This window comes from Streptomyces sp. NPDC054783 (assembly GCF_053611725.1).
In genome coordinates this window covers 186,982-213,923 of record NZ_JBSHAY010000012.1, presented here as the reverse complement: position 1 = coordinate 213,923, position 26,942 = coordinate 186,982, and the positions used below count along the sequence as shown (strand labels likewise).

The following is a 26,942-nucleotide window of genomic DNA, read 5'->3' as shown; positions in this document are numbered from 1 at the left end:
CCGATCCCCACCGGATGCCCATGACCAGGGACAGACCTCACCCTGCGCCCCCGCCCATCGTGCTGGGTATACCGGCAGTGCTCTGCTACATCGCGTTCGCTGCGTGGCTGCCCTCCGACAGGGAGCGCTACCGGGACCACCAGGCTGCCGAACCATGTCCCGCTCATGCAACAGTGCGGGTGGAGAGTGACTGCCGCGACGGCGGCGGCTCTCGGGTTTCAGGGGGTGAGTTGTTTGGCGATCCTCAGAAGTTCGGCTTCGTGCAGGTCCTGATCCGTGGTGCTCACGATGAATGTGTAGGTCCCGTTCGTCCGTGTCACGGTGCTATTGGAGTCCGGGGTGAGCCCACCGATCCACCCGTGGATGGACTCCGGAGTGCCTGCGGCACTCACCGTGGGACTTCCAGCGATTTGCGTGATACTCAAAGACGCCTTCTCCGAGGCGCGGTGGTAGAAACGGGTCCAGGCGGGGGCCGAGCTCCGGGTCCGAAAGAGTCGTGGCAGCAGCTCATTCTGGCTGGAGTCACTCCAGTGCACGTCAGTTGTCGGCGCATAGCCTGGCGGGAGATAGTGCGGGTTGGCCAGCCGCTTCTGGTCGAAGGGGGCAATGGTCCAGCCGTTGCCAGGGTCTATCAGCCGTCGTGTTCCCAGCGGTGACTGCAGCGTCGTGGTGATCTGCTCGTCGATCATGTTGCACTCAGGTCGGAGATCGACATCGCTTTCCTTCAGTACCAGGCTGACGGAATCGCGGGATTCGCTCGCCACTAGTTCGGGCGGGTCCTGCCGGCATGGGGTCCGACTGTTCAGGGTGGTGAGGGTACGGCCGTCACCGCTCACCAGTACCTCACCCAACGCCCCCTCCCCATGTCTGGGGTCCTTCATGATCCATGCAGTGACGGCAATGGCGAGAGCAGCCCCTACGGCAACGGCCACCATGAGGCGCAGGGTGCGATGGAGCCTTTTCGGGTTCACGGTCGCGCTCCAAGGCGGGCGAGCCAGCTCCCTGGCTTCATTCGATGGGTCGTGCAGCCCTCGGGGCGACATCCCCGCTTCGCATCACACGGGTTCAACGGCTCGTCCAAGTCGAGATGGAGGAGGGGACGGCTCACCAAGGTGCACTGCCTCTCACCAAGCCGTACGGATCCCGGTGACCATCCGCAGACTGAGGAAGTCCTCGATCGGCGGGGCTGACCTCATTTGGCGACAGTGGAGGCTTGGACGGAGCGACCGAGTTTCGCCTATTGCGACATTTCGACATTTCTTTTGTGATACGCCTGGGCGAGACTGTCACGAAGAGCCAGGGTTTCTGCATGAGTGGGACCAATGACTTGTTGAGACTCGGCCAGTGCTGCCTCAAGGACACAGATGGCGCGCTCCAACTGACCTGCTACCTGGTAGCCGGCGGCGAGATTTTGTCGCGCATTAAGTGTGACAGGGTGAGTGCCACCGAGGACTTTTTTGTACTGCGCAGCGACTATTTCGAGCAAGGGTAGACCATGCTCCAAATTTCCCGAAAACAAGTACGCTGTACCAAGATTATTGCGACTTTGCAGAGTGTCAGGATGGATGTCACCGAGCAATTGCTCACGTTGCGCGAGCACTTCCTCCAAAATAGGGATTGCGCGGCGCAAGTCCTGCTTTTCCACGTAGGCATGACCAAGGTTGTTACGAACGGTCATCGTGTTGGGGTGATTCTTGCCGAGTATTTGCTCATGTTGCGCAAGAGTCGACTCAAGCATGGGAACGGCTCGCTCTAGATCCCCTGCCGCTTGGCATGCGGTGGCGAGGTTGTTGCGGGTGTTCAAGGTGTCTGGATGGTAAATTCCGAGCGAGGCCTCCCGTTGGGAAAGGATACCCTCGTACAGCCGCATAGCTCGCTTGAAGTTTCCCGAGACCTTGTACGCATAGGCAAGGTTATTCCGCACTGTCAGAGTCTCGGGGGCTGCGTTGCCAAAGGCCTGAGCAGTCTGTTTGTGAACCTTTTTATACAAGGAAATGGCACGTCCCATATTCCCTGCAGATTCGTACGAGCCCGCCAAGTTCGCGCGAGTTATCAAAGTGGTTGGATGATGATGTCCGAATACTTCCTCACACCTTCCAAGAGCCGCCTCGTACAGAGAAACAGCCTCAGCCACACTTCCTGCAGATTCATACGAGGTGGCCAATTTGCATTGCGCGAGTATCGTGTCAGGATGCGTCTCTCCTTCGAACGTACTGAAGTGGTTGAAGATGGCTTCCCGCAATGGGAGTGCACTCGCTTTATGACCCATTTCGTAGAGATGCTCAGCGGCGATACGGTATGCGGCAACGACCGACTCATTTTGATGGTTTGGTGGAGTGGTGGCGGCCAGAGACACCAGGTGGGGGGTCAACAATGCCCACTCTGGTGCTAGTTCTTCATGGGCCCCTGCGGGGACAGGTAGAGCGTGAAGGACTGCCTCTTCGGCCAGGCGTCGGCCTTGAGCGTCTGGGCTTGACGTCTCGGTGCTGCGGAGTACCGCCTGGACGAGTCGATGGATACTGACGCTTGTCCGATCCGGAGAGAAGCCAATCATGCTGTAGGCCCGTAGGGCTCCGAGGGCTTCGGCGATGTCGTCGGGTTCGTTGTCGAAGACTTCCATGAGGCGGACAGGGACGCTGTCGGGGGCGAGCCACGCGAGGACGTGCAGGATGCCGACGGCGAGCGGATTGTTTGAAGTGAGAGCTTGCAGGGTGTGGGTCCAGATACGGGCGATGGTGCGCTCGGCATCAATGCCGTCGGCAGCCTTGTCGAGTTTGGCGACCAGGCGCCGACGGTAGGCATCGATGCTGATAGTGGGATTCTGCTGTAGGTAGGCGCCGGCTTGCTCCAAGGCGAGTGGAAGGTAGCCGAGTTCAGCGGCGAGCGCACGAGCCTCCTGCAGCTCGATGGCTGTCGGTACAGCACTGTCCAAGGCGTAAGTGCACAGCAGTTCAGCGGCTTCGTCGGGAAGCAGAGTGCCCAAGGCCCGACTCGGCGTGGTGCGGGGCCACCCGGTGACGCGGCGACTGGTGGCCAGATGGTGTCCGCGGTTGAGTGCGCCAGTGTAGGGCGCGAGGTCGCGGGGGGCGTCGACGTTGTCGAACACCAGGAGCCAGCCAGGGTGCCACTGCAACCAGTTGAGTGCCCACTGGAGCTGCTCGTGCTCAGACGCCCTTGCTGCCCACGAGGGGAACAGACGGAGTGCAAGGCCGGCGATGGATTGTTCGATGCGGGCTGGCGAGTCGGCTGCAACCCACCAGATGAACGTGTAGTCGGAACGGTGGCGGTGGGCGTATTCCAAGGCCAGGGTGGTCTTACCAATCCCGCCTAGGCCATGCACCGCCGGCATCTGCGTGATCGCGGTCTCGTTACCAGCCGCTAGTACGTCCCGCAGCCATGCAAGGTCGTCCTCGCGCCCAAGACACAGGCCACGAGGGGGCAAGTTGCCGGTCCCGGGAGCCGCCTCAATGTCGCGAGCCGCGTTCAGCGCTTCCGCAGGCAGAACAACATCGCCCGTGACGGCAGTGCCGATGACACCAGCAGCAATCGACCGAGTTCCCGAAGCTTCGATGCGGGCGCCTGCGGAGGGCCGGTCGGAGGTCACTTCCCGATCCGGGTGTGGTCACCGGTGACGGCAGTGCCAATAGTGTGGGCCGCGATGGCCCGGGCCCCCGATGCAGTGATCGTCATTGGTCCGGACGGATCGGGCATGAGATCCGCGAGCTCGCGACGCAAGTCCTCGTCATCGCGTAGGGCTCGCTTGAGCGTGTAGCGCAGCGTTGCCGCAGCGTCAGCGTCCCCACTGTCCTCGGCCGCGTCTTGTACCGCACGTTCCATCAGAGCCTGCTCATGCTCGTTGCGGCGCGACCAGACCGCTTGCAGCAGGCGACGGCCCAGATTGGCGGTGGCGTCGGCAGCTGCATCCTCCGCCCGGGTCAGTACACCACCGCCATACGCTCCCAGTGCCGCAGTCAGGTACGGGCCGGCCTGTTCAACCCACTGCGCTATCTCCGCACTCAACTCATACCCCCGGCTGAGTAACCTTCACTGATCGGTATGACGCAGCGTAGAGCCGTTCCCGTGGCGACGTAGGCTATCGGGCAAAGTGAACGCCGAGGAGCAGCCGCTCACCGCACGGCCAACCTCGTGCTCTCAAGCCACGACAGCCGTGGACCGAGAGCAAGAGGCCGGTCCTGGACCGACTGAATCCCAGGCGCTCGGCCCCCTCCCCCGCTTCGGCCCGGATCGGGTGCACAAGGCGGAACTACCGCCTCCGGTGAATAGGCGGAGGAACTGATGTCCTCGACCCGCTGCCATTTGTTCCATCGCACTGCGATCCGGGCCGAGTGTCCGACTGCGTGACAACGCCGACGAACGACGGCGGACGAGCGTGACTGCCTGCGGACCATCGACGCAGGTGAGCGGCACTCCAGCCCAAGGCACAACCCTCAGCCAAGTTGCTGTGAGACAAAAACGTAGGCCGAGGCCGCGTTCCGGGTGACGCCGCCGCCGGTCCGCCGGGGTCCGGCGCTGAACGCGTACTACTGCGCCTGCATGTCGATGCCGCTCGCCGCCGCCACCCCCTGGGCCGGAGCCCGTATGCCTCTCTACATGGAATTCCCGCCGTTGATGGCCGTGTTGGTGATCAGGACCCGTTGCGCTCATGGTAGGAGCGGCGGGTGTGTTCCGTGTGGGTGCGCATCAGCTGGGCGGCCCGCTGTTCGTCGCGGGCGGCGATCGCGGTGATCAGTTCGCGGTGCTCGATCCAGGACTGGCGTCCGCGCCGGCGGGCCACCGGGGTGTAGTACCAGCGGACCCGGCGGTCGACCTGGGCGGCGAGTTCGGCGAGGACCGCGTTGCCCGCCAGTTCCATGATCTTGGCGTGGAAGGCCGCGTTGAGGGCGACGGCGCGGTCCACGTCGTCGGCGGCGACGGCCTTCTCGCCCTCGGCGCACAGCTCCTCCAGCGCGCCGACGCCCGGGGCACCGGCGTGCGCGGCGGCCAGCCGGGCCGCCTCCGCCTCCAGCAGGGTGCGGACGGTGAGGAGCTGGTCGGCCTCCTCCTCGGTCGGTTCGTGCACGAACGCGCCCTGTGCGGGCCGCAGATCGACCCAGCCCTCGGTGTTGAGCCGCTGCAGCGCCTCGCGCACCGGCTGCCGGGAGACGCCGAGGTGTCCGGCGAGCTCGCTCTCGACCAGATGCTGGCCGGGCTGCAGGGCGCGGGTGGTGATGAGCTCCAGCAGTGCCTCGTAGACGCGCTCGCGCAGCGGTCCGGGGCGTTCCAGCCTGGGCACCGCCCCCTGCGGCAGTCCGGTCGACAACATCGCGGTCCCCTCCTGGGCAGGTCTGGCTGTGTGGACGCTGGACGCTCAGTATCAATTGTCTTTTGTCTACAGTCTACGGTGCACAAAATCCAGACCTGTTTGCGCCCGCTTCGCCGTTCAGGGGCAGCGTACGACCTGCCCGGCGTAGGACAGGTTGCCGCCGAAGCCGAACAGCAGCACCGGATCGCCGGCGCTGAGCGCCCCCCGCTCGAGCAGCTTGGAGAAGGCGAGCGGGATGCTGGCGGCCGAGGTGTTGCCGGATTCCGTGACATCGCGGGCGACCACGGCGTTGACGGCGCCGAGCCTCTCGGCCAGCGGTTCGATGATGCGCAGGTTGGCCTGGTGCAGGACGACACCGGCGAGGTCCTCGGGGGCCACGCCGGCCCGTTGGCAGGCGCGGCGGGCGACGGCCGGAAGCTGGGTGGTGGCCCAGCGGTAGACGCTCTGCCCCTCCTGCGCGAACCGGGGTGGGGTGCCCTCGATCCGCACGGCGTGCCCCATCTCCGGCACCGATCCCCACAGCACCGGCCCGATGCCCGGCTCCTCCCCCGGCGGGCAGGCCTCGACGACGGCGGCCCCGGCCCCGTCGCCGACCAGGACACAGGTGGTGCGGTCGCTCCAGTCGGTGACGTCGGACATCTTGTCGGCGCCGATGACCAGCGCGCGGGCGGCCGCGCCGGCCCGGACGGTGTGGTCCGCGGTGGCCAGCGCGTGGGTGAACCCGGCGCACACCACGTTGACGTCCATGGCGGCGGGCTGCGGGATGCCGAGCCGGGCCGCGACCCGGGCGGCGGTGTTCGGGGAACGGTCGATCGCCGTGGAGGTGGCGACCAGGACCAGGTCGATGTCGCCGGGGGTCAGACCGGCGGCGGCGAGGGCCTTGGCGGCGGCGTGCGCGGCCAGCTCGTCGACCGGCTCGTCCGGTCCGGCGATGTGCCGGTTCCGGATGCCGACCCGGCTGCGGATCCACTCGTCGCTCGTGTCGACCATGCCGGCCAGGTCCTCGTTGGTGAGCACCCGGGCGGGCTGGTAGTGACCGATGGCGGCGATGCGCGAGCCGTTCATGACGGAAGTCCCCTCGTGGCCGTGGGTAGCGGGATCCACCAGTCTGATCAGTGACCCACGGGTACGACGGCAGGTGAAGCCACAGGAATCGGGCGTCCGAGTTGTCGGCTTCCCTCAGACCCTCGGACGCCCGAGCACTCATCCTGTGAACAGCTGCGTCGCCTTCTGCACGAGTTCGTACACCCCGTAGGCGAGGGGCGCCCCCACCCACAGCCAGGCGAGGGCGATCAGGCCCCGGCGGCTAGGCGGGCTGCTGGCGCTGGGCATCTGCGGCCTCCCTCTGGGCGGGGATGTGGTGGCGGGTGTGGACGGGCCGGACGAGTTCGTTGGCGACGAAGCCGACGACGAGCAGGCCGATCATGATGCCGAACGACAGCCCGTACAGCGCCGGGCCGTGCTTCCCGGCCTCCTTCTGCCGGTCCGCGATCCAGTTGACGATCAGCGGCCCGAGCACGCCCGCGGTGGACCAGGCGGTGAGCAGCCGGCCGTGGATGGCGCCGACCTGGTAGGTGCCGAAGAGGTCCTTCAGATAGGCGGGGACCGTCGCGAAGCCGCCGCCGTAGAAGGAGAGGATCACGAGGGCGCACAGCACGAACAGCGGCTTCGCCGAGTCCCCGAACAGCGCGATGAGCAGGTACATCAGCGCGCCGACGCCGAGGTAGCAGCGGTAGATGTTCTTGCGGCCGATCCGGTCGGAGGCGGACGACCAGCCGATCCGGCCGGCCATGTTGGCCGCCGACAGCAGCGCGACGAAACCGGCGGCCGCGGAGGCCGACACCGGGGTGGAGCTGTCCGCGAAGAAGTCCGTGATCATCGGGGCGGCCTTCTCCAGGATGCCGATGCCGGCGGTCACGTTGGTGCACAGCACGACCCACAGCAACCAGAACTGGGGAGTGCGCAGCGCGCTGTTGGCGGACACCTGCACGCCGGCGACGGAGCTCGGCCCGCTCGCGCCCGCGCCGGGGGTGTCCCCGCGGGGCACCCGCACGAGGAGCACGCCGAGCGTCATGAAGACGGCGTACGACAGTCCGTGCACCAGGAACGCGAGGGCGATCCCGGAGTGGCCGGTGCCGAAGGAGGAGAGCATCTGCGCCGACCAGGGCGAGGCGATCAGGGCGCCGCCGCCGAAGCCCATGATGGCGATGCCGGTGGCCATGCCGGGCCGGTCCGGGAACCACTTGATCAGGGTGGAGACGGGCGAGATGTACCCGATGCCGAGGCCGATCCCGCCGACGAAGCCGTAGCCGAGGACGATCAGCCAGTACTGCTGCGTCTGGGCACCGAGCGCGGAGATCAGGAAGCCGGAGGAGAAGCAGACGAGGGCCACGGTCATCGCCCAGCGCGGCCCGTTGCGCTCCACGAGCGTGCCGCCGAACGCGGCGGACAGGCCGAGCATCACGATCGCGAGCTGGAAGGGCAACGCGCTCTGGGTGCCGTCGAGATGGAGCGCGGATTCCAGCGGCGGCTTGAACACGCTCCAGGCGTAGGCCTGCCCGATGGACAGATGGACGGCGAGGGCGGCGGGCGGGACGAGCCAGCGGCTCCAGCCCGGGGGTGCGAGAGGGGGGCTCATGCCCGCGGACGGTAGGGCGGGCGACGGGAGTTGAGAAGGGCGCGGTCGACCGTATGCGGTGAACGGTGTCCAGCAGGCGCTCAACGGTCGCCGCTCGAACCCTTGTCGAGTGCCATTCCATACTGTAGACAATATTTCGTCGACAGCATTCAGCCGACGAGCGGCTCGCGTCGGCCCTTCTTCCCCCTCTCCGCGGTATCCCTCAAACCGAACGGAGTGCTCCCGTGAAAGTGGCAGTTCTCGGCGCCGGCGCCATCGGCGCCTACGTCGGTGCCGCGCTCCACCGCGCCGGCGCCGATGTGCATCTCATCGCCCGTGGATCGCATCTCGCGGCCATGAGGCAGCACGGAGTACGCGTGCTCAGCCCGCGCGGCGACTTCACCGCACACCCCCACGCAACCGACGATCCCGGCGAGGTGGGCCCGGCGGACTACGTCCTCCTCGGCCTGAAGGCCAACGCGTACGCGGCGTGCGGGCCGCTGATCGCGCCGCTGCTGCACGAGCGCACCGCGGTGGTGGCCGCGCAGAACGGCATCCCCTGGTGGTACTTCCACCGGCACGGCGGTCCCTACGACGGCCACCGCCTCGAGAGCGTCGACCCGGACGGCGCCGTCAGCCGCGTCCTCCACCCCGAGCGGGCCGTCGGTTGCGTCGTCTACGCGGCCACGGAACTCCAATCCCCCGGTGTCGTACGGCACTTGGAAGGCACCCGGTTCTCCCTCGGCGAGCCCGACCGCAGCGTCTCCGCGCGCTGTCGGGACCTCAGCGAGGCCATGCGGACCGGCGGACTGAAGTGCCCGGTGGAGTCCGACCTGCGCGGGGACATCTGGGTCAAGCTGCTCGGGAACATCTCGTTCAACCCGATCAGCGCCCTGGCGCGCGCCACCATGCGGCAGATGTGCCGGCACGGCGGCACCCGCCGGGTCATCGAGACGATGATGCGCGAGACGCTCTCGGTCGCCGAGGCCCTCGGCTGCACGGTCGGCGTCTCGGTCGAACGCCGGCTCGCGGGCGCCGAACGGGTGGGCGACCACCGCACCTCCACCCTGCAGGACCTGGAGCGCGGCAAGCCGCTGGAGCTGGACGTGCTGCTCGCGGCCGTCGTCGAACTCGCGGAGATCACCGGCGTGGAGGTGCCCACCCTGCGCACCGTGCACGCCATCTCGGACCTCCTCGCGCTGAGGAGCGCCGCATGAGGAACGTGCCTGAGGAGCGCCGCATGAGGAAACGGCAACCGAAGACCTACACCCGGCTGACCCACCCGCTGGTCCGGGACAGCCGCGACGCACCGTTCCGTCAGGCGAGCTGGGAGGAGGCGCTGGACCGGGCGGCCCGGGGCCTCGCCCGCAACAAGGGCGCGTTCGGGATGTTCTCCTGCGCCCGCGCCACCAACGAGATGAACTACGTGGCGCAGAAGTTCGCCCGGGTCGTCATGGGCACCAACAACGTCGACTCCTGCAACCGCACCTGCCACGCCCCGAGCGTCGCGGGCCTGTCGGCGGCGTTCGGCTCCGGCGGGGGGACGTCGTCGTACGAGGAGATCGAGCACACCGACGTCATCGTGATGTGGGGGTCCAACGCGCGTTTCGCGCACCCGATCTTCTTCCAGCACGTGCTGAAGGGGATCAGGAACGGCGCCCGGATGTACGCGGTCGACCCGCGGCGCACCTCCACCGCCGAGTGGGCGGAGAGCTGGCTCGGGCTGAACGTGGGCACGGACATCCCCATGGCGCACGCGATCGGCCGCGAGATCATCCGGGCCGGTCTCGCCAACGAGTCGTTCGTCGAGCGGGCGACCACCGGCTTCGGGGAGTACCGCGCGCTGGTCGAGCCGTGGACGCTGTCGCTCGCCGAGAAGGTGACCGGCGTACCGGCCCGCGCGATACAGGAGCTGGCGCACGCCTACGCCCGCGCCGAGCGTGCCCAGCTGTGCTGGACGCTGGGCATCACCGAGCACCACAACGGCACCGACAACGTCCGCGCGCTGATCAACCTGTCCCTGCTCACCGGCCACGTCGGCCGCTACGGATCCGGTCTGCAGCCGCTGCGCGGGCAGAACAACGTGCAGGGCGGCGGTGACATGGGCGCGATCCCCAACCGGCTGCCCGGCTTCCAGGACATCCTCGACCCCGATGTCCGGCTGAAGTTCGAGTCCGCCTGGGACACCGTCGTCCAGCCGCACTACGGGCTGAACCTGACGGAGATGTTCGAGGCGATGGAGGAGGGCAGTCTGCGGGCCGTGTACTGCATCGGGGAGAACCCGGCGCAGTCGGAGGCCGACAGCGAGCGGGCCGTACGGCGGCTGGAGGCGCTGGACTTCCTCGTCGTGCAGGACATCTTCCTGACCAGGACGGCCGGACTGGCGGACGTCGTGCTGCCGGCGACAGCCGGGTGGGCGGAGACCGAGGGCACGACCACCAACAGCGAGCGCCGGGTGCAGCGGGTGCGGCGGGCGGTCACCCCGCCCGGTCGGGCCCGCGAGGACATCGACATCATCTGCGAGCTGGCGGCCCGGCTGGGCCACGACTGGAAGTACGCCGACGCCGAGGCCGTCTGGAACGAGCTGCGCTCGGTGTCCCCGGACCACTACGGGATGACGTACGAGCGGCTGGAGGAGCACCGGGGCATCCAGTGGCCCTGCCCCAGCACCGACCGGCTCGAACCGACGTATCTGCACGGCCGGTTGTGGGAGTCCGACGCGGACATGAGGGGTGTGCCGGCACCCTTCGGGCTGGTGCAGCACGATCCGCCGGTGGACCTCACCGACGAGGAGTACCCGATCCGGCTGACCACCGGGCGACGCCTGGACTCGTACAACACCGGGGTGCAGAGCGGCGGTTTCGCCTCCCCGCTGCGCCGCGGCGAGTACGTCGAGCTGTGCCCGGAGGACGCCGAGCGCCACGGGGTCGTGGTCGGCGAGGAGGTGCGGGTCGTCTCGCGGCGCGGATCGGTGCTGGCGCCGGTGTGGATCGACACCGCGCTGCGACCCGGACTGGCCTTCATGACCATGCACTTTCCCGACGAGGTGGACACCAACCAGCTGACGATCGAGGCCAACTGCCCGATCGCGGGGACGGCGGAGTTCAAGGCGTCGGCGATCCGCATCGAGAAGCTGCCCGCAGTGACGTACGTGAGGTGACGTGAGTGGACCTGCACTTCGGCGACGGCAAGCCGACGGACGAGGAACGGGCCGCCGTGGACGCCCTGTTGGGCCCGCCCGAGTCCTCCTGGGAGGGCGCCGGCCGCAGCGACGCCGACCTGAGGTGGGCGCGCGGCGGCCGGGCGGCCCGGGACCGGCGCGATCTGCTCCTGCCGGGGCTGCACGCCCTCAATGACCGGATCGGCTGGATCAGCGACGGCGGCCTCGGCTATCTGTGCCGCCGGCTGACCGTGCCGCCGGCCGAGGCGTACGGGGTCGCCACCTTCTACGCCATGTTCTCCCTGAAGCCCCGCCCGGCGACCGTGCTGCACGTGTGCACCGACCTGGCCTGCGCGGCCGCCGGAGCCGACGCGCTGTGCACCGGCCTGGAGGAACGTCTCGGCAGCGGGGTCGGCGTCGAGCGCAGCCCCTGCCTGGGCCTGTGCGAACGCGCTCCGGCCACCCTCGCCGTCAGGGCGGGCGATCCGGTGCGTACGGCCGTGGCGGCGCCGGCCACCGTGGACGAGGCCGTACGCGCAGCCCGTGCACCCGACTCGGCACCGGAGGAACCTCCGGCGGTCATGGCGGTGCCTCAGGCCGGCCGGGAAGACCTCGTGCTGTTGCGGCGTGTGGGGGTCGTCGACCCGGCCTCCCTGGACGACTACCGTGCGCACGGCGGTTATACGGCGTTGCGCCGGGCCTTCGAGCTGGGGCCGGCCGAAGTCATCCGCGAGGTCACCGACTCCGGCCTGGTCGGCCGCGGCGGCGCCGCCTTCCCCACCGGCCGCAAATGGCAGGCCACGGCCTCCCGGCCCGACCACCCGCACTACCTCGTCTGCAACGCCGACGAATCCGAGCCGGGCACCTTCAAGGACCGCGTGATCATGGAGGGCGACCCGTACGCGCTGGTCGAGGCGATGACCGTCGCGGCGTACGCGACCGGCGCCCACAAGGGCTACCTGTATCTGCGCGGCGAGTACCCGCGCGCCCTGCGCCGCCTGCAGCACGCGATCGGGCAGGCACGCGCGCGTGGCCTTCTCGGGGACGACGTCCTCGGTCAGGGCTACGCCTTCGACATCGAGATCCGGCGGGGCGCGGGAGCGTACGTCTGCGGTGAGGAGACGGCCCTGTTCAACTCCATCGAGGGCTACCGGGGCGAGCCGCGCTCCAAGCCGCCGTTCCCCGTGGAGAAGGGGCTGTTCGGCAAGCCGACGGTCGAGAACAACGTGGAGACACTGGCCAACGTCCTGCCGGTCCTGACCATGGGTGCCCCGGCGTACGCGGCGATCGGCACCGAAAGGTCGACCGGGCCGAAGCTGTACTGCGTCTCCGGGAGCGTGGCGCGGCCCGGCGTCTACGAACTCCCCTTCGGTGCCACGCTCGGCGAACTGCTCGAACTGGCCGGCGTCCGGGAGGCGTTGCGGGCGGTGCTGCTCGGCGGCGCGGCGGGCGGGTTCGTACGGCCCGACGAGCTGGACATCCCGCTGACCTTCGAGGGCACCCGTCAGGCGGGCACCACGCTCGGCTCGGGCGTGGTGATGGCCTTCGACGACGGCGTGCCCCTGCCCCGGCTGCTGCTCAGGATCGCCGAGTTCTTCCGTGCGGAGTCCTGCGGCCAGTGCGTGCCGTGCCGGGTCGGGACCGTCCGGCAGGAGGAGGCGCTGCGCCGGATCGCCGAGCGCACCGGAGCCGCGGCCGCCGACGACATCGCCCTGCTGCGGGAGGTCGGCCGGGCGATGCGGGACGCCTCGATCTGCGGTCTGGGGCAGACCGCGTGGAACGCCGTGGAATCCGCCATCGACCGTCTGGGGGCGTACGCATGACCGTCACACCGCTGGGGATCCCGCGCAGGATGCTGGAGTTCACCCTCGACGGCGAGCCCGCGCGGGTGCCGGAGGGCTCGACCGTCCTGGACGCCTGCCGGGCGGCCGGGAAGGACGTCCCGACGCTCTGCCAGGGCGACACGCTGCGGCCGAAGAACGCCTGCCGGGTGTGCGTGGTGGAGGTCGAGGGCTCGCGGACGCTGGTGCCGGCCTGCTCGCGCAAGGCGGAGCCCGGAATGGAGGTCCGCACCGGCACCGAGCGCGCCCGGCACAGCCGCAAGATCGTCCTGGAGCTGCTCGCCTCCTCGGTCGACTTGTCGACAACCCCGAAGGCGACCGGGTGGATCAAGGAGTACGACGCGAAGCCGGACCGTTTCGGCCCCGACGCGGCCCGGGTGAAGGAGAAACCGAGGATCGACAACGAGCTGTACGTACGCGACTACGGCAAGTGCATCCTGTGCTACAAGTGCGTCGACGCCTGCGGCGACCAGTGGCAGAACACCTTCGCGATCTCGGTCGCCGGGCGCGGTTTCGACGCCCGGATCGCCGTCGAGCACGACGCGGCGCTCACCGACTCGGCGTGCGTGTACTGCGGGAACTGCGTCGAGGTGTGCCCGACCGGGGCGCTGGCGCCGAAGACGGAGTTCGACATGCGGGCGGCGGGCACCTGGGACGAGTCCCGGCAGACGCGGACGTCCACCGTGTGCGCGTACTGCGGAGTGGGCTGCACCCTCACGCTCCACGTGCAGGACAATGAGATCGTGAAGGTCACCTCGCCGCACGACAACCCGGTGACCCACGGCAATCTCTGCATCAAGGGCCGTTTCGGCTACCAGCACGTACAGAACCGGGGCTGATCAGGACATGGGACGAGTCACGGAACGACGCAAGGTCCTCCGCATCCGGGACGGGGCGCTCTCCACCCGGCCGGACACACTCGTCGCCGAGGAACCCCTGGAGATCCGGCTGAACGGCAAGCCGCTCGCGATCACCATGCGCACACCGGGCGACGACTTCGCGCTGGCGGCCGGGTTCCTGGTCAGCGAGGGCGTACTGGCGACTGCGGACGAACTGCAGAACATCGTCTACTGCGCGGGGGCGACGGCGGACGGCTCGAACACCTACAACGTGGTCGACGTGAAGACCGCGGCCGGCGTCGCCCTGCCGGACTTCACCCTGGAGCGGAACGTCTACACGTCCTCCTCGTGCGGCCTGTGCGGCAAGGCCAGCCTGGACGCCGTACGGACGACCGCGCGTTTCCCGATCGCCGACACTCCCCCGGTCCGGGTCGCCCCGGAGCTGCTGGCGAGCCTCCCCGACCGGCTCCGGGCGGCCCAGCGGGTGTTCGACCGGACCGGGGGCCTGCACGCGGCGGCCCTGTTCACCGAGGACGGGGAGCTGCTGGACGTACGGGAGGACGTGGGCCGGCACAACGCGGTCGACAAACTGGTCGGGCGGGCGCTGCAGAACGGCGGCCTGCCGCTGTCCCGGGCGATCCTGCTGGTCTCCGGGCGGGCCTCGTTCGAGCTGGCGCAGAAGGCGGTGATGGCGGGCATCCCCGTTCTGGCCGCGGTGTCGGCGCCGTCGTCGCTGGCGGTGGACCTGGCCGCGGAGACGGGTCTGACGCTGGTGGGGTTCCTGCGGGGCAGCTCGATGAACGTGTACGCGGGCGAGGACCGCATCGCCCTGCGAGAGGCGGCCGCCCAGGGCTGAGGCGCCTCCCGCGGCACGGCGGCGGGGCCCGGACCGGCGGGGAGCGCCCCCTGCGCCGCCGGGCCCCGCCTCAGCCGGGAGACTGCGCCGCTTCGAGGAACGCCGTGATCAGGGGTGAGCCACGGCCGGCCGCCCAGGCCAGCAGGACCTGGTCCGGTTCGGCGTCGGTGACCGGCACATAGCTGATGTCCGGGCGGGAGTACTGCTCGGCGACCGAGCGCGGGACGAGCGTGATGCCGGTGCCGGCGGCCACGCACTCGAACTTCTCCTCGATGGTGCGGATCGGCAGGTCGCCGGGCCGGGGATCGGCGTATCTGAGCCACCGCTCGCCGTCGAGGTCGGCGAGCGACAGCTCCTGCTTGCCGGCCAGCCGGTGGCCCTCCGGGAGCATGGCCACGCGGGTCTCGCTGTACAGGGGCCGCAGCTCCAGCCCGGCCTCGCGGACCGGTCGCCGTACGTAGGCGATGTCGACGGTCCCGTCGAGGATCAGCCGCTCCTGGTCGTCCCACTCGACTCGCCGGGCGTTGGTCTCCACGTCCGGGTGCGCCGCCGTGAAGGCGCGCAGGGCCCGGGTGACGACGACACCGGCGCGGAAGCCGACGAGGAGGCGCCGGGGCCCGCGCGCGGCGCGCAGTACGCGGCGGCGCGTCCCGTCGGCGGTGTCCAGCAACTGCCGTCCGTCGTCGAGGAGTTGCTGTCCTGCGTCGGTCATTGTCACGCCATGGCTGTCGCGTACGAACAGCTCGGCGCCCAAGTCCTTCTCCAGTGCGCGGATCTGACGGCTGAGCACCGGCTGTGCGATGTGCAGCCGTTCGGCGGCGCGGCCGAAGTGCAGGAGTTCGGCGACCGCCACGAAGTAGCGGACTTTCCGCAGGTCGAGGTCCACGGCCACCCCTTTCGTCGGCGATACCTTCAGGGTATCGCCACTGCCGGAAGAGGTCTTGGACGGCGGGCCGCGGGCGGTCGCAGGCTGGATCCCGTCAGGCAACGAGGAAGGGGAAACAGCATGGGGCTGCAAGGACAGCGGATCGTCGTCATCGGGGGTACGTCGGGGATCGGACTCGCGGTCGCCGAGGGTGCGGCACGGGAGGGCGCCGAGGTGGTCGTGGCCTCGCGCCGGCAGGAGAGCGTGGAAGTGGCGCTGAAGCGGCTGGGCGACGGCGCCGAGGGACATGTGCTGGACGCGACGGACGAGGACGCGGTGCGCGGCGTCTTCCAGCGGATCGGCGCGTACGACCACCTGGTGTACACCGCGGGTGAGCCGCTGCTGCTGGAGCCGCTGGCGGAGGCGGATGTCGTACGGGCGCGGCGGTTCCTGGACACGCGGCTGTGGGGTGCGTACACGGCGGTGAAGCACGGCGCCGCCTCGATCCGCCCGGGCGGGTCGGTGGTGCTGACCACGGGGACGGCGGCACGCCGGCCGCTGCCGGGATCGAGTGCGGCGTCGGCGCTGTGCGGGGCGATGGAGTCGCTGGCCCGGGCGCTGGCCGTGGAGCTGGCGCCGCTGCGGGTCAACGCGGTCTCGCCCGGGCTGGTGCGCACCGAGCTGTGGCGGGAGGTGCCTCAGGACGCGCGGGAGGGGCTGTTCCGGTCGTCCGCCGAGTCGCTGCCGGTGGGGCGGGTCGGCGAGCCGGCGGATGTGGCGGAGGCGTATCTGTATCTGATGCGTGGGGGTTACAGCACCGGTTCGGTGGTGGTCGTGGACGGGGGCGGGACGCTGGTGTGAGGGCTCATGCGGGGGTGAGGCGTACGTCGGCGGCGGTCACCACCGTGCCGAGCCGGGGGAAGTCGAGCCGGACGGACGCCTCGTGCTCGGCGGCGGTGAGGGCGGCCATGGCGTCCTCGACGAAGACGAGGTCGTAGCCGAGGTCGCCGGCGGCGCGGGCGGTCGACTCGACACCGAGGTTGGTGGCGATGCCGCCGAACACCAGGGTCGTGACGCCGCGTCCGCGCAGCCTCTCGTCCAGGCCGGTGCCCTGGAAGGCGCCGATGGTCCGCTTGACCACCTCCAGGTCGCCGGGTGCGGCGAGGCCGGGCACGAGTGAGCTGCCGGGCGGCTGTTCGGCGACCGAGGGGCGCTCGACCCGGACGAGGACGACGGGTGCGCCGGCGGTGCGGAAGGCGCGCGCCAACTCCTCGGCGGTGGTGAGCACTTCGGTGCCTTTGCGGGGTTCCAGGGGCAGCGCGACGATACGTTCCATCAGGTCGACGAGGACCAGGGCGGTGCGCTGCGGGTCGAGGACGGGAGCTGCGGTCATGACGGAACGTTAGCCGCCGTCAGCCGTCCGTGCCGGAAATCCGGATCAACAGGCCCGTGAACTGATCGCGTTCGGCGGCCGACAGCGGGGCGAGCAGCTCGTCGTTGGCCTCGCGGGCCGCCTTCTCGCAGCGCAGGAGGAGGCGGGCGCCGGCGTCGGTGAGGGACACGGCGTTCTTGCGCCGGTCCCCGGGGTCGGGGGCACGCAGGACATGGCCGGCGGACTGCAGGTCGTTGAGCACGCCGACCAGGTCCTTGGGGTCCAGGCCCACGCTGCGGCCGAGGTCGGCCTGGGCGACGGGCTGGAGATCGCGGACGGCGGAGAGGACCACGTGGTGCCACATCTTCTGACCCTCGGCCGCGAGCGCGTCGGCGACCAGGGAACGACCCCGGGCGGCGGCGCGCCCGAGGAGCCAGCTGGGCAGGGAGCGGATCGCGGGCAGGGATGCTTCGGCCATGCCGGCAGCCTAGCCGAGAAACCGTTGGACATCCCAACGAAATTTCATTACCGTTGGGACTCCCAACGAATTCGTCGGTGTTCCCGACGATCAATGTGCCGGGGTGTGCCCGGCCGTGGAGGTGTGTGCGATGCGTCGCGTCCGGTATGAATCCACCGGCGGCCCCCTGTTCCTGGAGGAGGCGCCCGCCCCCGAGCCCGGCCCCGGCGAGCTGCTGGTGCGCTGCGCCGCGATCGGCGTCACCCTGCCCGTGGTCCGCAAGGTCACCGAGGCCGCCGAGCCGATCGCGCTCGGCGGCGAGATCGCCGGCGAGGTGGTGGCGGTCGGCGAGGGCGTGACCCGCTTCCGGCCGGGCGAGCAGGTGACGGGGATGTGCTTCGGGCACGGGTACGCCGACTTCGCCCTGCTGCACGAGGCCATGACCTCCCCGATACCGGACGGCGCCGACGCCGTGGACGCGATCGCACTGGTGCGCAGCGGCCTGGTGGCGTACGGGGCGCTGGAGGCGGCGCGGCCGGCCACGGGCGAGGCGGTCCTCGTCACGGCGGCGGCCAGCGGGATCGGTCACCTCGCCGTACAGCTGGCGCGGGCGCGGGGCGCCGGACGGGTGGTGGGCGCCGTGTCCGACCCGGGCAAGGCCGGGTTCGTCCGCTCGCTCGGCGCGGACGACTGCGTCCGGTACGGCGACGACAGCTGGGGAGACCCCGTCGACTGCGTACTGGACGCCGTCGGCGGTGACCTGCTCACCCCCGCGCTCGCCGCCCTGGCCCCGCACGGCCGCCTCGTCGCCTACAGCTCGGGCGGCGGCACCATCCAGGCGTACGACCTGCTGGTCGGCGCCAAGTCGGTGATCGGGTTCCAGATGGCCCTGATCGCCCGCGGCCGGCCGGACCTGTACGAGCAGTGGCGCCAGGAGCTGTGGCGCCTGTTCGCCGACGGCGCCCTGAAGCCCGCCGTGCACGCCGAGTTCGCCCTGGAGGACGCGGCGAAGGCGCACGAGACGATCGAGCTGCGGGCCAACCTCGGCAAGGTGGTGCTGCGCCCGTAGACCCCGTGCGCGCTCCTTGTGCTGCACGCTTCTTGTGAGGCGACCTGGCCCCAACTACCGTCGATGGGGCGCACGTTGGACGTGGGATGTCCGGATGTCCGGATGTCCGGATGTCCGCCGACGAAGGGCAGGTCGCATCATGCCGTCAGGTCTTCGCGCCCGTCTCAGAGCCGTACTCGCCACCGCCCTCACCACGGCGGCACTGCTCCTGGTGCCGCTCGCAGCCCCCCACCCGGCACAGGCCCAATCCCCTGCGGGCGAACCCGGGTTCGAGCAGCAGATCCTTTTCAAGACCTCTCAGGACCCCGGCTACGCCTGCTTCCGCATACCGGCGATCGTGAGGACGGCCGACGGCACCCTGCTGGCGTTCGCCGAGGGCCGGGTCCTCAACTGCGGGGACGCCGCCGACATCGACATCGTGCTCAAGCGCTCCACCGACGGCGGCCGCACCTGGGGCCCGTTGCAGGTGGTCAACGAGGGTGCCGGGGACACGCACGGCAACCCGGCGCCGATCGTGGACCGCGCAACGGGCCGGGTCTGGCTCGCGGAGACGTACAACACCGGCCGTACCGACAGCGCCAGTTGCTCGATCCCCTGCGACCGCACCCCGCACCTGCAGTACAGCGACGACGACGGCCGGACCTGGTCCGAGCCGCGCGATCTGAGCCCGGAGATCCTGCCCGCCGACTGGAACTCCTGGTACGCGACCGGCCCCGTGCACGGAATCCAGCTCACCCGGGGCCGGTACGCGGGCCGGCTGGTCTTCGGGGTGAACACCGAGACCTGGGACGGCAGCCGGGTCACCGCCAACCACGCGGCACTGATCGTCAGCGACGACCACGGCGGCCACTGGCGGATCGGCGCCACCGACACCTGGCCCATCGCCGACGACGGCACCTTCCGGCAGAAGCCGTCCGAACTCACCCTCGCCGAGCGCGGCGACGGCTCCCTCCTGGTCAGCGGCCGGGAGCAGGACGGCACCGACCTCGGCCACCGCACCCAGGCCGTCAGCCGCGACGGCGGAGGCAGCTTCACCGCGCCCTTCCACGACCTGCCCGACCTGTACGCCCCGCAGGTGCAGGGTTCCGTGCTGCGCCTGGACGACCGCCTTCTGCTGGCCTGCCCCGCCGACCCCGACCGGCGGCGGACGATGATGATCCGCTCCTCCTACGACGGCGGCCGCACCTGGGACAGCGTGGACCGCGGCACGGTCGTCACCACGGACTGGTCCGGCTACTCCGACCTGGTGCGCGCCGACGCGGACACCGTGGGCCTCATCTACGAGGGCGGCGCGGTGGACGCGCGCGACGAGATCCGCTTCGCCCGCTTCACCGAGGACTGGCTCGCCCCGCGCCGCGGCCCCGACCCGGTCACCGCCGACCTCGCCCCGCACGCCCGCCCGGCCGCGGTGCTCGGCGGCGCCGAGGAGACGGACGGCGTCTTCGGCGGCGCGCTGGAGTTCGACGGCACCGACGCCGCCGTACGCCTGCCCTTCCGCACCGGGCTCCCCCTGGGGACGAAGGACTTCACAGCCTCCCTGTGGTTCCGGTACACGGCCACGACCGGGGAGCAGCCGCTGCTGTGGATGGGCGGGATCGGCACCACCCAGCCGCAGGTGTGGGTGCGCGGGGAGCCGGCGAACAACCGCATACAGGGGCTGATCACGGTACGGGACGGGGCGATCGCGCCGCAGACCGCGTACGTCCGCACGGACACCGCGTACAACGACGGCCGGTGGCACCACCTGGTGCTGCGCCGGGGCGGGGGGCGGCTGTCGCTGTTCGTGGACGGTACGGAGGCCTCCGTCGCCGACATACCGGGGTCGGTCAGCCGTAACTCCCCCTTCGGCGTGCACATCGGTCAGCGCATGGACAGCCGGGCCTTCTTCACCGGCGCCATCGACGAGGTGCACGTCTGGGACCGGGCCCTGAGCGACGAGGAACTGTCGGACGCGAAGGCGCTCAGGTCACCGAAGGACACGGTCCTGTGGCTGCCCCTGGACCGGGTGAGCGGCTGACTCTCCGGCGCTGCCCGGGACCTCCTCCGGGTCCCGGGCCCGGCGCTTGGCGATGACCGCGCACACCATCAGCTGCATCTGGTGGAAGAGCATCAGCGGCAGCACGGCGAGGGAGGCGTGGGCGCCGAAGAGGACACTGGCCATGGGCAGCCCGGAGGCGAGGGACTTCTTCGAGCCGGCGAACTGGATGGCGATCCGGTCCTCCCGGCCGAAGCCGAGCGCCCTGCCGCCGAACCAGGTCAGCAGGAGCATCACGGCGAGCAGGGCGGCCTCGACGGCGAGCAGCCCGCCGAGCCGGGCGGGGCTGACCTGGTGCCAGATGCCCCGGGTCATGCCCTCGCTGAAGGCGGTGTAGACGACCAGCAGGATCGAGCCCCGGTCGACCAGCCCGAGGACCTTCTTGTGCCGGGCGACGAAGCCTCCGATCCAGCGGCGCAGCACCTGCCCGGCGAGGAACGGCACCAGCAGCTGGAGCACGATCTTGACCAGTGAGTCGGCGGAGAACCCCCCGCCGCTGTTGCCGAGCACCGCGGCGGCGAGCAGCGGGGTGAGGACGATGCCGATGAGGGAGGAGAAGGAGCCCGCGCAGATCGCCGCGGGCACGTTGCCGCGGGCGATCGAGGTGAACGCGATGGACGACTGGATCGTGGACGGCACCAGCGTCAGGAACAGCAGCCCCTGGTAGAGCGGCTGGGTCAGCAGCACCGGCACCAGAGCGCGCGCCGCCAGCCCGAACACCGGGAAGAGGACGAACGTGCAGACCAGCACGGTGACGTGGAGGCGCCAGTGACGCAGCCCGTCCAGCGCCTCCCGGGTGGAGAGCCGGGCGCCGTAGAGGAAGAAGAGGAAGGCGATCGCGGCCGTCGACGCGCCCGAGGCCACGTCGGAGGCGGTGCCCCTGGCCGGCAGCAGCGCGGCGAGACCCACGGTCCCGAGCAGCAGGACGATGTAGGGGTCGATCGGCATCCAGCTCGGCCAGCGCAGGCGTTTCACGGTGCTCCGATTGCTCTCTTGCTTTCGTTCCGGTGCGGCCCCGCAGGGCCCCCGTTCATCTTCCCCCTCGGAGCGCCGATCGGGAATCCCGGTCACCGCTCTGACTGTCATCACAGATCGCGATAGCCTTGTACCGTGTACGACCCGACGCACCTGCGCACCTTTCTCGCGGTCGCCCAGACGCTGAGCTTCACGCAGGCCGCGCGCCGGCTGGGGCTGCGCCAGTCCACGGTGAGCCAGCACGTGCGCCGGCTGGAGGACGCGACCGGGCGGCAGCTGTTCGCCCGGGACACCCACTCGGTGGAGCTCACCGAGGACGGCGAGGCGATGCTGGGCTTCGCCCGCCGGATCCTGCGCGTCCACGAACAGGCGACGGCGTTCTTCACCGGCACCCGGGTACGCGGCCGGCTGCGGTTCGGGGCGTCCGAGGACTTCGTGCTCACCCGGCTGCCGGAGATCCTGGAGGGCTTCCGCTACGACCATCCGGAAGTCGACCTGGAGCTGACCGTGGAACTGTCCGGCACCCTGCACGAGCAGCTGGCCGCCGGGAAGCTGGACCTGGTCCTCGCCAAGCGGCGCCCGGAGGATCCGCGCGGCGACCTGGTCTGGCGCGACGACCTGGTGTGGATCGGCGCCGAGCGGCTGCGCCTGGACGCGGACCGGCCCGTCCCGCTGATCGTGTATCCCCCGCCCGGCATCACCCGGGCCCGCGCACTGGAGGCGCTGGAGCGGGAGGGCCGCGCCTGGCGGATCGTGTGTACCAGCGGCAGCCTCAACGGGCTGCTCGCGGCGGCGCGCGCCGGGCTCGGCGTGATGGCCCACTCCCGGCACCTGATTCCGCCCGGCCTCGTCCGCCTGCCGGACCGCACCGGCCTGCCCGACCTCGGCAAGGTCGACTTCGTCCTCGCCCACGGCCGACGCCGGGGCACGGCAGAGGAAGCAGCGAACGCGCTGGCCACGGCCGTCCTAGCAGGCGGGGAGCGGCTGCGGCGGCGGGGCGGCTGAGGACGCCAGCGGGGCACCGGGTACGGCAGCTGCTCGACCCGGCGCAGGAACAGCGTGGCCTCCACGTGCTGCGCTCCCTCCAGCTGCCCGAGGGGAGCGCCGAGGTGGGCGTGGAGCCGGGCCGTTCCGGGGACCGACGCGGACCACGAGGAGGTGGTGGCGGGGCTCGCGGGCACGGTCGGGGGCGTACTGGTGCCGCTGCTCGTGCGGGCGGACCGGCCCGCCCAGCGGAAGGGTCCTGGGCGGACGCGCAGCAGACGGAGGCGGCGAAGGCGGTGTCGGCGCACCGCTGACCGCGAGGCGCGGCGGCGAGGGCGGTTCCCGGGGAGATGCTCCGGGGCCGCTCTCGCGGCGTACGCCACCCGGTCCCGATGGTGCCGGGTATGCGACGATCGGTACGGTGTGCGCCGTAATCGCCGCGTACAGATTCGGTGGAGATTACGGCACCGAAACTTACTGACCCGTCAGTACTGTGTCCGGCCCTTCCCCATGTGCGGGCATTTTCCGGTCACCTCCCGGGGGAAACGTGAGGTTTGCTCGGTTTCCGCCCCCCTCCCGTCCGGTGACGGCGTGGGGTAGCTTTCACCGCGCTGTGCCGAGCATCACGGGCGTGACCATGCAGCGAGGATCGGGGAGCGAGGTTTGCGCGAGTTCACCAACCCGCCGCTCACGTCGGCACCGCCGGTGGGCGGTCTGGCCGACGCGGTCTTCGAGCATGCCCGGACGGACCCGGCACACGTCGCTCTCGGACGCAAGGACGCCTCCGGGCAGTGGCGGGAGGTGACGTCCGCCGAGTTCCGCGACGAGGTCATGGCCCTCGCCAAGGGCCTCCTCGCGCGCGGCATCCGCTTCGGCGACCGCGTCGCCATCATGTCCCGCACCCGCTACGAGTGGACCCTGTTCGACTTCGCCCTGTGGTCGATCGGCGCCCAGGTGGTGCCCATCTACCCCACCTCCTCGGCCGAGCAGTGCTTCTGGATGCTGTACGACGCCGAGGTGTCCGCGGCGATCGTGGAGCACGAGGACCACGCGATGACCATCGCCACCGTCATCGACCGCCTCCCGCAGCTGCGCCAGCTGTGGCAGCTGGACTCCGGCTGTGTGCAGGAGCTGTACGACGCCGGGGCGCACCTGGACGACGACCTGGTCCACCGGCACCGGCAGGCGGTCACCCCGGACTCGGTCGCCACCATCATCTACACCTCGGGCACCACCGGCCGCCCCAAGGGCTGTGTCCTCTCGCACGCCAACTTCATGTACGAGGCGGACACGATGATCCAGCGGTGGGCGCCGGTGTTCCACACCAAGAAGGACGACGAGGCCTCCACCCTGCTGTTCCTGCCGCTCGCGCACGTCTTCGGGCGCATGGTGGAGGTCGCCGCGATCCGCGGCCGGGTCCGCTTCGGGCACCAGCCGCAGCTGAACGCCGCCGCCCTGCTGCCCGACCTGCAGGCGTTCAAGCCGACGTTCATCCTGGCGGTGCCGTACATCTTCGAGAAGGTGTTCAACGCGGCCCGCCGGAAGGCGGAGAAGGACGGCAAGTCCGGGCCGTTCGAGAAGGCGGTCGACGTCGCGGTGAAGTACGCGGAGGCCGTGGAGGCCAAGGCGTGGGGCACCGGGCCCGGCCCGTCGGCGGGGCTGCGCATGCAGCACCAGTTCTTCGAGAAGGTCGTCTACTCCAAGGTCCGCGCGGCGATGGGCGGCCGGATCCGCAACGCCATGTCCGGCGGTTCGGCGATGGACCGCCGGCTGGGCCTGTTCTTCGCCGGCGCCGGCGTGCAGATCTACGAGGGCTACGGCCTGACCGAGTCGACGGCCGCGGCGACCGCCAACCCGCCCGAACGCACCCGTTACGGCACCGTCGGCCAGGCCATCCCCGGGGTGACCGTGCACATCGGCGACGACGGGGAGATCTGGCTGTACGGGGGGAACGTCTTCCAGGGATATCTCAACAATCCGAAGGCCAGCGACGAGACCCTGCACGACGGCTGGCTGGCCACCGGCGACCTCGGTTCGCTGGACGAGGACGGCTACCTGACCATCACCGGCCGCAAGAAGGAGATCCTGGTGACCTCCGGCGGCAAGAGCGTCTCCCCCGGTGTGCTGGAGGAGCGGGTCCGGGAGCATCCGCTGGTCAACCAGTGCATCGTCGTCGGCAACGACCGCCCCTACATCGCCGCCCTGGTCACCCTCGACCAGGAGGCCGTCGAGCACTGGCTGCAGATGCGCGGAAAGCCGAGGATGACCCCGGTCGAGCTGGTGCGCGACCCGGACCTGGAGACGGAGGTGCGGCGGGCGGTGGTCGCCGCCAACACCCTCGTCTCCCAGGCCGAGTCGATCCGCACCTTCCGCATACTCGCGCAGCCGTTCACCGAGGAACACGGCCTGCTCACGCCCTCGCTGAAGCTGAAGCGGAAGGCGATCGAGAAGGCGTACGGCAACGAGGTCGAGGCCCTCTACCGGAGTTGACGGATCCGGCTGACCTGATACTCCGTCAACTGATCGTCAGCTTGAAGATCTTGTCGGACCCGTCGGCGGCACCTCCGTTGTTGTCGCAGTTGGTGGTGGACAGCCACAGCTGGTCGGCGCCCGGCACCTTGGTGACGGTGCGTAGCCGGCCGTAGGTGCCGACGTAGTACGCGCTCGGTGTGCCGACGCTCTCGGTGTCGCCGTTGACGGGGATGCGCCACAGACGTTCGCCGCGCAGGGACGCCATGTAGATCACGTTGCGGACGATGGCGATGCCGCTCGGCGAAGCCTCGGAGACGTTCCAGGTGGCCTTGGGGTTGGTCATGCCCGCGACGTTGCAGGTGCCCTCGCAGGTGGGCCAGCCGTAGTTGGCGCCGGGCTTGATGAGGTTGAGTTCGTCCTTGGAGCTGTTGCCGAACTCGGCCTCCCAGAGCCGCCCGTTGCGGTCGAAGGCGAGGCCCTGCGGGTTGCGGTGGCCGTAGGAGTAGACGTAGTTGCCGAAGGGGTTGCCGGGGGCCGGCCTGCCGTCGGTGGTCATGCGCAGGATCTTGCCGTTGAGGGAGTTCTTGTCCTGCGCGATGTCGGGCTGCTGGGCCTCGCCGGTGGAGACGTACAGGTAGCCGTCGGGGCCGAAGGCGAGGCGGCCGCCGTTGTGGTAGCGGTTCTTCTTGATGCCCTGCAGCAGCACCTTGTAGTCGCTGAGTGTCGTGCCGTCGTAGGTCATGCGGACGACCCGGTTGCCCTCGGCGGCGGTGTGCATGAAGTAGACGTAGTGGTTGGTCTCCCACTTGGGGTCGACGGCGACGCCGAGCAGACCGCCCTCGCCGTTGGTGGTGACCGCGTTGGGAACCGTGCCCACCTGTGTCTTCGTGCCGCTCCTGGTCAGCTTCCACACCCGGAAGTCGTCCCGCTCGGTGACCAGGGCGGACTGGCCGTCGGGCATCCAGTAGGTGCCCCAGGGGATGGTCCAGCCGGTGGAGAGGGTGGCGATGGAGGACGGGACACCGCCGTCGGTGGCGCAGGCCTTGGTGGTGAAGGAGACCGTGTTGCTCGGCGCGGAGACGTTGCCGGCGGCGTCCCGGGCGACGACGTTCAGGCTGTACGGGCTGTCGCAGGCGAGCCCGGTGAGCGTGGTGGACGTGCCGCTGGTCACGGTCTTGTAGACGGTGGTGTCGCTGCGCACGTCGTAGGCGGTGACCGCGTGGTCGTCGGTCGAGGCGCCCCAGGTGAGGTCGACCGTGTTCGACGTGACGTTTGCCGTGTGCAGGGTGCCGGGCGCGGTCGGCGGTGTGGTGTCGGAGCTGGGCTTGGTGGTGCAGTCGACGACCGGGCTGGCGGGCGAGGTGTTGCCGGCCGCGTCACGGGCGATGACCGTGAGGTCGTAGGTGGTGTTCGGGGCGAGCCCGGTCAGTGTCTTCGACGTCGCGCTGCCCGGCGCCTCGCCGATCTTGTTGCCGTGTTCGTAGAGGTCGTACGCCGCGACGCCCACGTCGTCGGTCGACGCGCCCCAGGACAGGGTCAGACGGTCCTCGCCGATGTCCGAGCAGGAGGGCTGCCCGGGGCGGGTGGGGGCCTGGGTGTCGGTCGGCGTGCCGAGGCTCATGCGGTCGAGGTTGGGGCCGCCGTTCGCCGAGGTGGCGGTCGCCCGGATCTTGTTGCTGCCCGCCTTCAGGGTGACGTTGACGGACTTGGCGGCCCAGGTGTTCCAGTCCGCCGTGGCCGGGAAGGAGACGGCGGGCGCGACGACGGTGCCGTTGACGGAGAGGTCCATCGGCCGGTCGGCCGTGGTGCCGTTGGCGTACCGCAGGGTGACCGACGCGGGCCCGGCGGAGGCCGCGCTGACCGTGAACTCCACGTAGGAGCCCTTGACGTTGGTGTAGTCGACGAAACCGGTGCCCGTGAAGCCGGTGTGGTTGCCGGCGACGGTGCCCTGGGAGATCAGGGCGTCCTCGGCCTGGTAGTCGGTCGCCGCGAGGGCGGTGCCCTGACTGAGGCCGGCCAGGGGCAGCGCGAGGGCCGCGGCCAGGCCGTACGGCAGAACTCTCTTGAGATGCATGGG

The 26,942-nt window shown here is 70.1% G+C and carries 22 protein-coding genes; 10 read left to right on the top strand and 12 right to left on the bottom strand.

All coding sequences use genetic code 11. From position 1 onward, the window contains the following. Positions 1-218: 218 nt before the first annotated feature. The 7 genes from ACWGJ5_RS22565 to ACWGJ5_RS22535 form a co-directional block, all read right to left on the bottom strand. Positions 219-935: a hypothetical protein gene (locus tag ACWGJ5_RS22565; RefSeq protein WP_453311464.1), complete on the bottom strand. Its 717-nt coding sequence runs from the start codon at positions 933-935 to the stop codon at positions 219-221. Between the two features lie 302 nt (positions 936-1,237). Further along, positions 1,238-3,604 carry an FxSxx-COOH system tetratricopeptide repeat protein gene (fxsT, locus tag ACWGJ5_RS22560; protein ID WP_453311463.1) on the bottom strand — a complete coding sequence of 789 codons (2,367 nt, stop codon included), beginning with the start codon at positions 3,602-3,604 and terminating at the stop codon, positions 1,238-1,240. Next, complete coding sequence (locus ACWGJ5_RS22555) at positions 3,601-4,020, bottom strand: hypothetical protein (protein WP_453311462.1); 420 nt, start codon at positions 4,018-4,020, stop codon at positions 3,601-3,603. The genes fxsT and ACWGJ5_RS22555 overlap by 4 nt, the downstream gene beginning before the upstream one ends. A 625-nt stretch (positions 4,021-4,645) precedes the next feature. Then, positions 4,646-5,323, bottom strand: coding sequence for a GntR family transcriptional regulator (locus tag ACWGJ5_RS22550; RefSeq protein WP_453311461.1), 678 nt, complete (start codon positions 5,321-5,323; stop codon positions 4,646-4,648). A gap of 117 nt (positions 5,324-5,440) precedes the next feature. After that, positions 5,441-6,388, bottom strand: a complete 948-nt coding sequence (locus tag ACWGJ5_RS22545; protein WP_453311460.1) for a beta-ketoacyl-ACP synthase III — start codon at positions 6,386-6,388, stop codon at positions 5,441-5,443. Between the two features lie 138 nt (positions 6,389-6,526). Then, positions 6,527-6,655, bottom strand: coding sequence for an MFS transporter small subunit (locus ACWGJ5_RS22540; RefSeq protein WP_283844141.1), 129 nt, complete (start codon positions 6,653-6,655; stop codon positions 6,527-6,529). Continuing rightward, the gene (locus ACWGJ5_RS22535; protein WP_453311459.1) at positions 6,630-7,961 is read right to left on the bottom strand and encodes an OFA family MFS transporter; all 1,332 of its coding nucleotides are present in this window, start codon (positions 7,959-7,961) and stop codon (positions 6,630-6,632) included. Before ACWGJ5_RS22535 ends, ACWGJ5_RS22540 begins: the two co-directional genes overlap by 26 nt. Before the next feature lie 224 nt (positions 7,962-8,185). On the opposite strand from ACWGJ5_RS22535, the gene ACWGJ5_RS22530 reads away from it, so the two are divergent. The 5 genes from ACWGJ5_RS22530 to fdhD are packed head-to-tail and all read left to right on the top strand — an operon-like array spanning position 8,186 to position 14,636. Next, entirely contained in the window at positions 8,186-9,157 is a 972-nt protein-coding gene (locus ACWGJ5_RS22530) for a 2-dehydropantoate 2-reductase (protein ID WP_453311458.1), read from the top strand. 23 nt (positions 9,158-9,180) lie between these two features. Continuing rightward, on the top strand, positions 9,181-11,100 hold the full coding sequence (locus ACWGJ5_RS22525) for a molybdopterin oxidoreductase family protein (RefSeq protein WP_453311457.1): 1,920 nt from the start codon (positions 9,181-9,183) through the stop codon (positions 11,098-11,100). Between the two features lie 5 nt (positions 11,101-11,105). Then, a complete protein-coding gene (locus ACWGJ5_RS22520; RefSeq protein ID WP_453311456.1) occupies positions 11,106-12,923 on the top strand; it encodes an NADH-ubiquinone oxidoreductase-F iron-sulfur binding region domain-containing protein in 1,818 nt (605 codons plus the stop codon). After that, entirely contained in the window at positions 12,920-13,780 is an 861-nt protein-coding gene (locus ACWGJ5_RS22515) for a 2Fe-2S iron-sulfur cluster-binding protein (protein WP_453311455.1), read from the top strand. Before ACWGJ5_RS22520 ends, ACWGJ5_RS22515 begins: the two co-directional genes overlap by 4 nt. Positions 13,781-13,787: 7 nt before the next feature. Next, a complete protein-coding gene (gene fdhD / locus ACWGJ5_RS22510) occupies positions 13,788-14,636 on the top strand; it encodes a formate dehydrogenase accessory sulfurtransferase FdhD (protein ID WP_453311454.1) in 849 nt (282 codons plus the stop codon). Positions 14,637-14,706: 70 nt separating this feature from the next. Here fdhD and ACWGJ5_RS22505 read toward each other — a convergent pair whose 3' ends face one another. After that, positions 14,707-15,522 carry a LysR family transcriptional regulator gene (locus ACWGJ5_RS22505; RefSeq protein WP_453311453.1) on the bottom strand — a complete coding sequence of 272 codons (816 nt, stop codon included), beginning with the start codon at positions 15,520-15,522 and terminating at the stop codon, positions 14,707-14,709. A 120-nt stretch (positions 15,523-15,642) separates the two neighbouring features. On the opposite strand from ACWGJ5_RS22505, the gene ACWGJ5_RS22500 reads away from it, so the two are divergent. Continuing rightward, entirely contained in the window at positions 15,643-16,362 is a 720-nt protein-coding gene (locus ACWGJ5_RS22500; RefSeq protein ID WP_453311452.1) for an SDR family oxidoreductase, read from the top strand. A gap of 4 nt (positions 16,363-16,366) precedes the next feature. Here ACWGJ5_RS22500 and ACWGJ5_RS22495 read toward each other — a convergent pair whose 3' ends face one another. Then, positions 16,367-16,894 (bottom strand): isochorismatase family protein, encoded by a 528-nt coding sequence (locus tag ACWGJ5_RS22495; RefSeq protein ID WP_453311451.1) that lies wholly within the window; start codon positions 16,892-16,894, stop codon positions 16,367-16,369. Between the two features lie 19 nt (positions 16,895-16,913). Next, positions 16,914-17,351 carry a MarR family winged helix-turn-helix transcriptional regulator gene (locus ACWGJ5_RS22490; RefSeq protein ID WP_453311450.1) on the bottom strand — a complete coding sequence of 146 codons (438 nt, stop codon included), beginning with the start codon at positions 17,349-17,351 and terminating at the stop codon, positions 16,914-16,916. 130 nt (positions 17,352-17,481) lie between these two features. Here ACWGJ5_RS22490 and ACWGJ5_RS22485 point away from each other — a divergent pair, with 130 nt between their 5' ends. Both ACWGJ5_RS22485 and ACWGJ5_RS22480 read left to right on the top strand, forming a co-directional pair. Beyond that, positions 17,482-18,399, top strand: a complete 918-nt coding sequence (locus tag ACWGJ5_RS22485; protein ID WP_453311449.1) for a quinone oxidoreductase family protein — start codon at positions 17,482-17,484, stop codon at positions 18,397-18,399. 139 nt (positions 18,400-18,538) lie between these two features. Further along, positions 18,539-20,416 (top strand): exo-alpha-sialidase, encoded by a 1,878-nt coding sequence (locus tag ACWGJ5_RS22480; protein ID WP_453311448.1) that lies wholly within the window; start codon positions 18,539-18,541, stop codon positions 20,414-20,416. Here the strand turns inward: ACWGJ5_RS22480 and ACWGJ5_RS22475 are convergent. Continuing rightward, positions 20,366-21,382: a bile acid:sodium symporter family protein gene (locus tag ACWGJ5_RS22475; protein WP_453311512.1), complete on the bottom strand. Its 1,017-nt coding sequence runs from the start codon at positions 21,380-21,382 to the stop codon at positions 20,366-20,368. The two genes, ACWGJ5_RS22480 and ACWGJ5_RS22475, sit on opposite strands and share 51 nt — an antisense overlap. Before the next feature lie 162 nt (positions 21,383-21,544). Between ACWGJ5_RS22475 and ACWGJ5_RS22470 the strand changes: the two genes are divergently transcribed. Next, positions 21,545-22,414 (top strand): LysR substrate-binding domain-containing protein, encoded by an 870-nt coding sequence (locus ACWGJ5_RS22470; RefSeq protein ID WP_453311447.1) that lies wholly within the window; start codon positions 21,545-21,547, stop codon positions 22,412-22,414. Between the two features lie 642 nt (positions 22,415-23,056). Next, positions 23,057-24,883, top strand: coding sequence for an AMP-dependent synthetase/ligase (locus tag ACWGJ5_RS22465; RefSeq protein ID WP_453311446.1), 1,827 nt, complete (start codon positions 23,057-23,059; stop codon positions 24,881-24,883). A gap of 25 nt (positions 24,884-24,908) precedes the next feature. Here the strand turns inward: ACWGJ5_RS22465 and ACWGJ5_RS22460 are convergent, their stop codons facing one another. Further along, on the bottom strand, positions 24,909-26,939 hold the full coding sequence (locus tag ACWGJ5_RS22460) for a PQQ-dependent sugar dehydrogenase (protein ID WP_453311445.1): 2,031 nt from the start codon (positions 26,937-26,939) through the stop codon (positions 24,909-24,911). Positions 26,940-26,942: the final 3 nt, after the last annotated feature.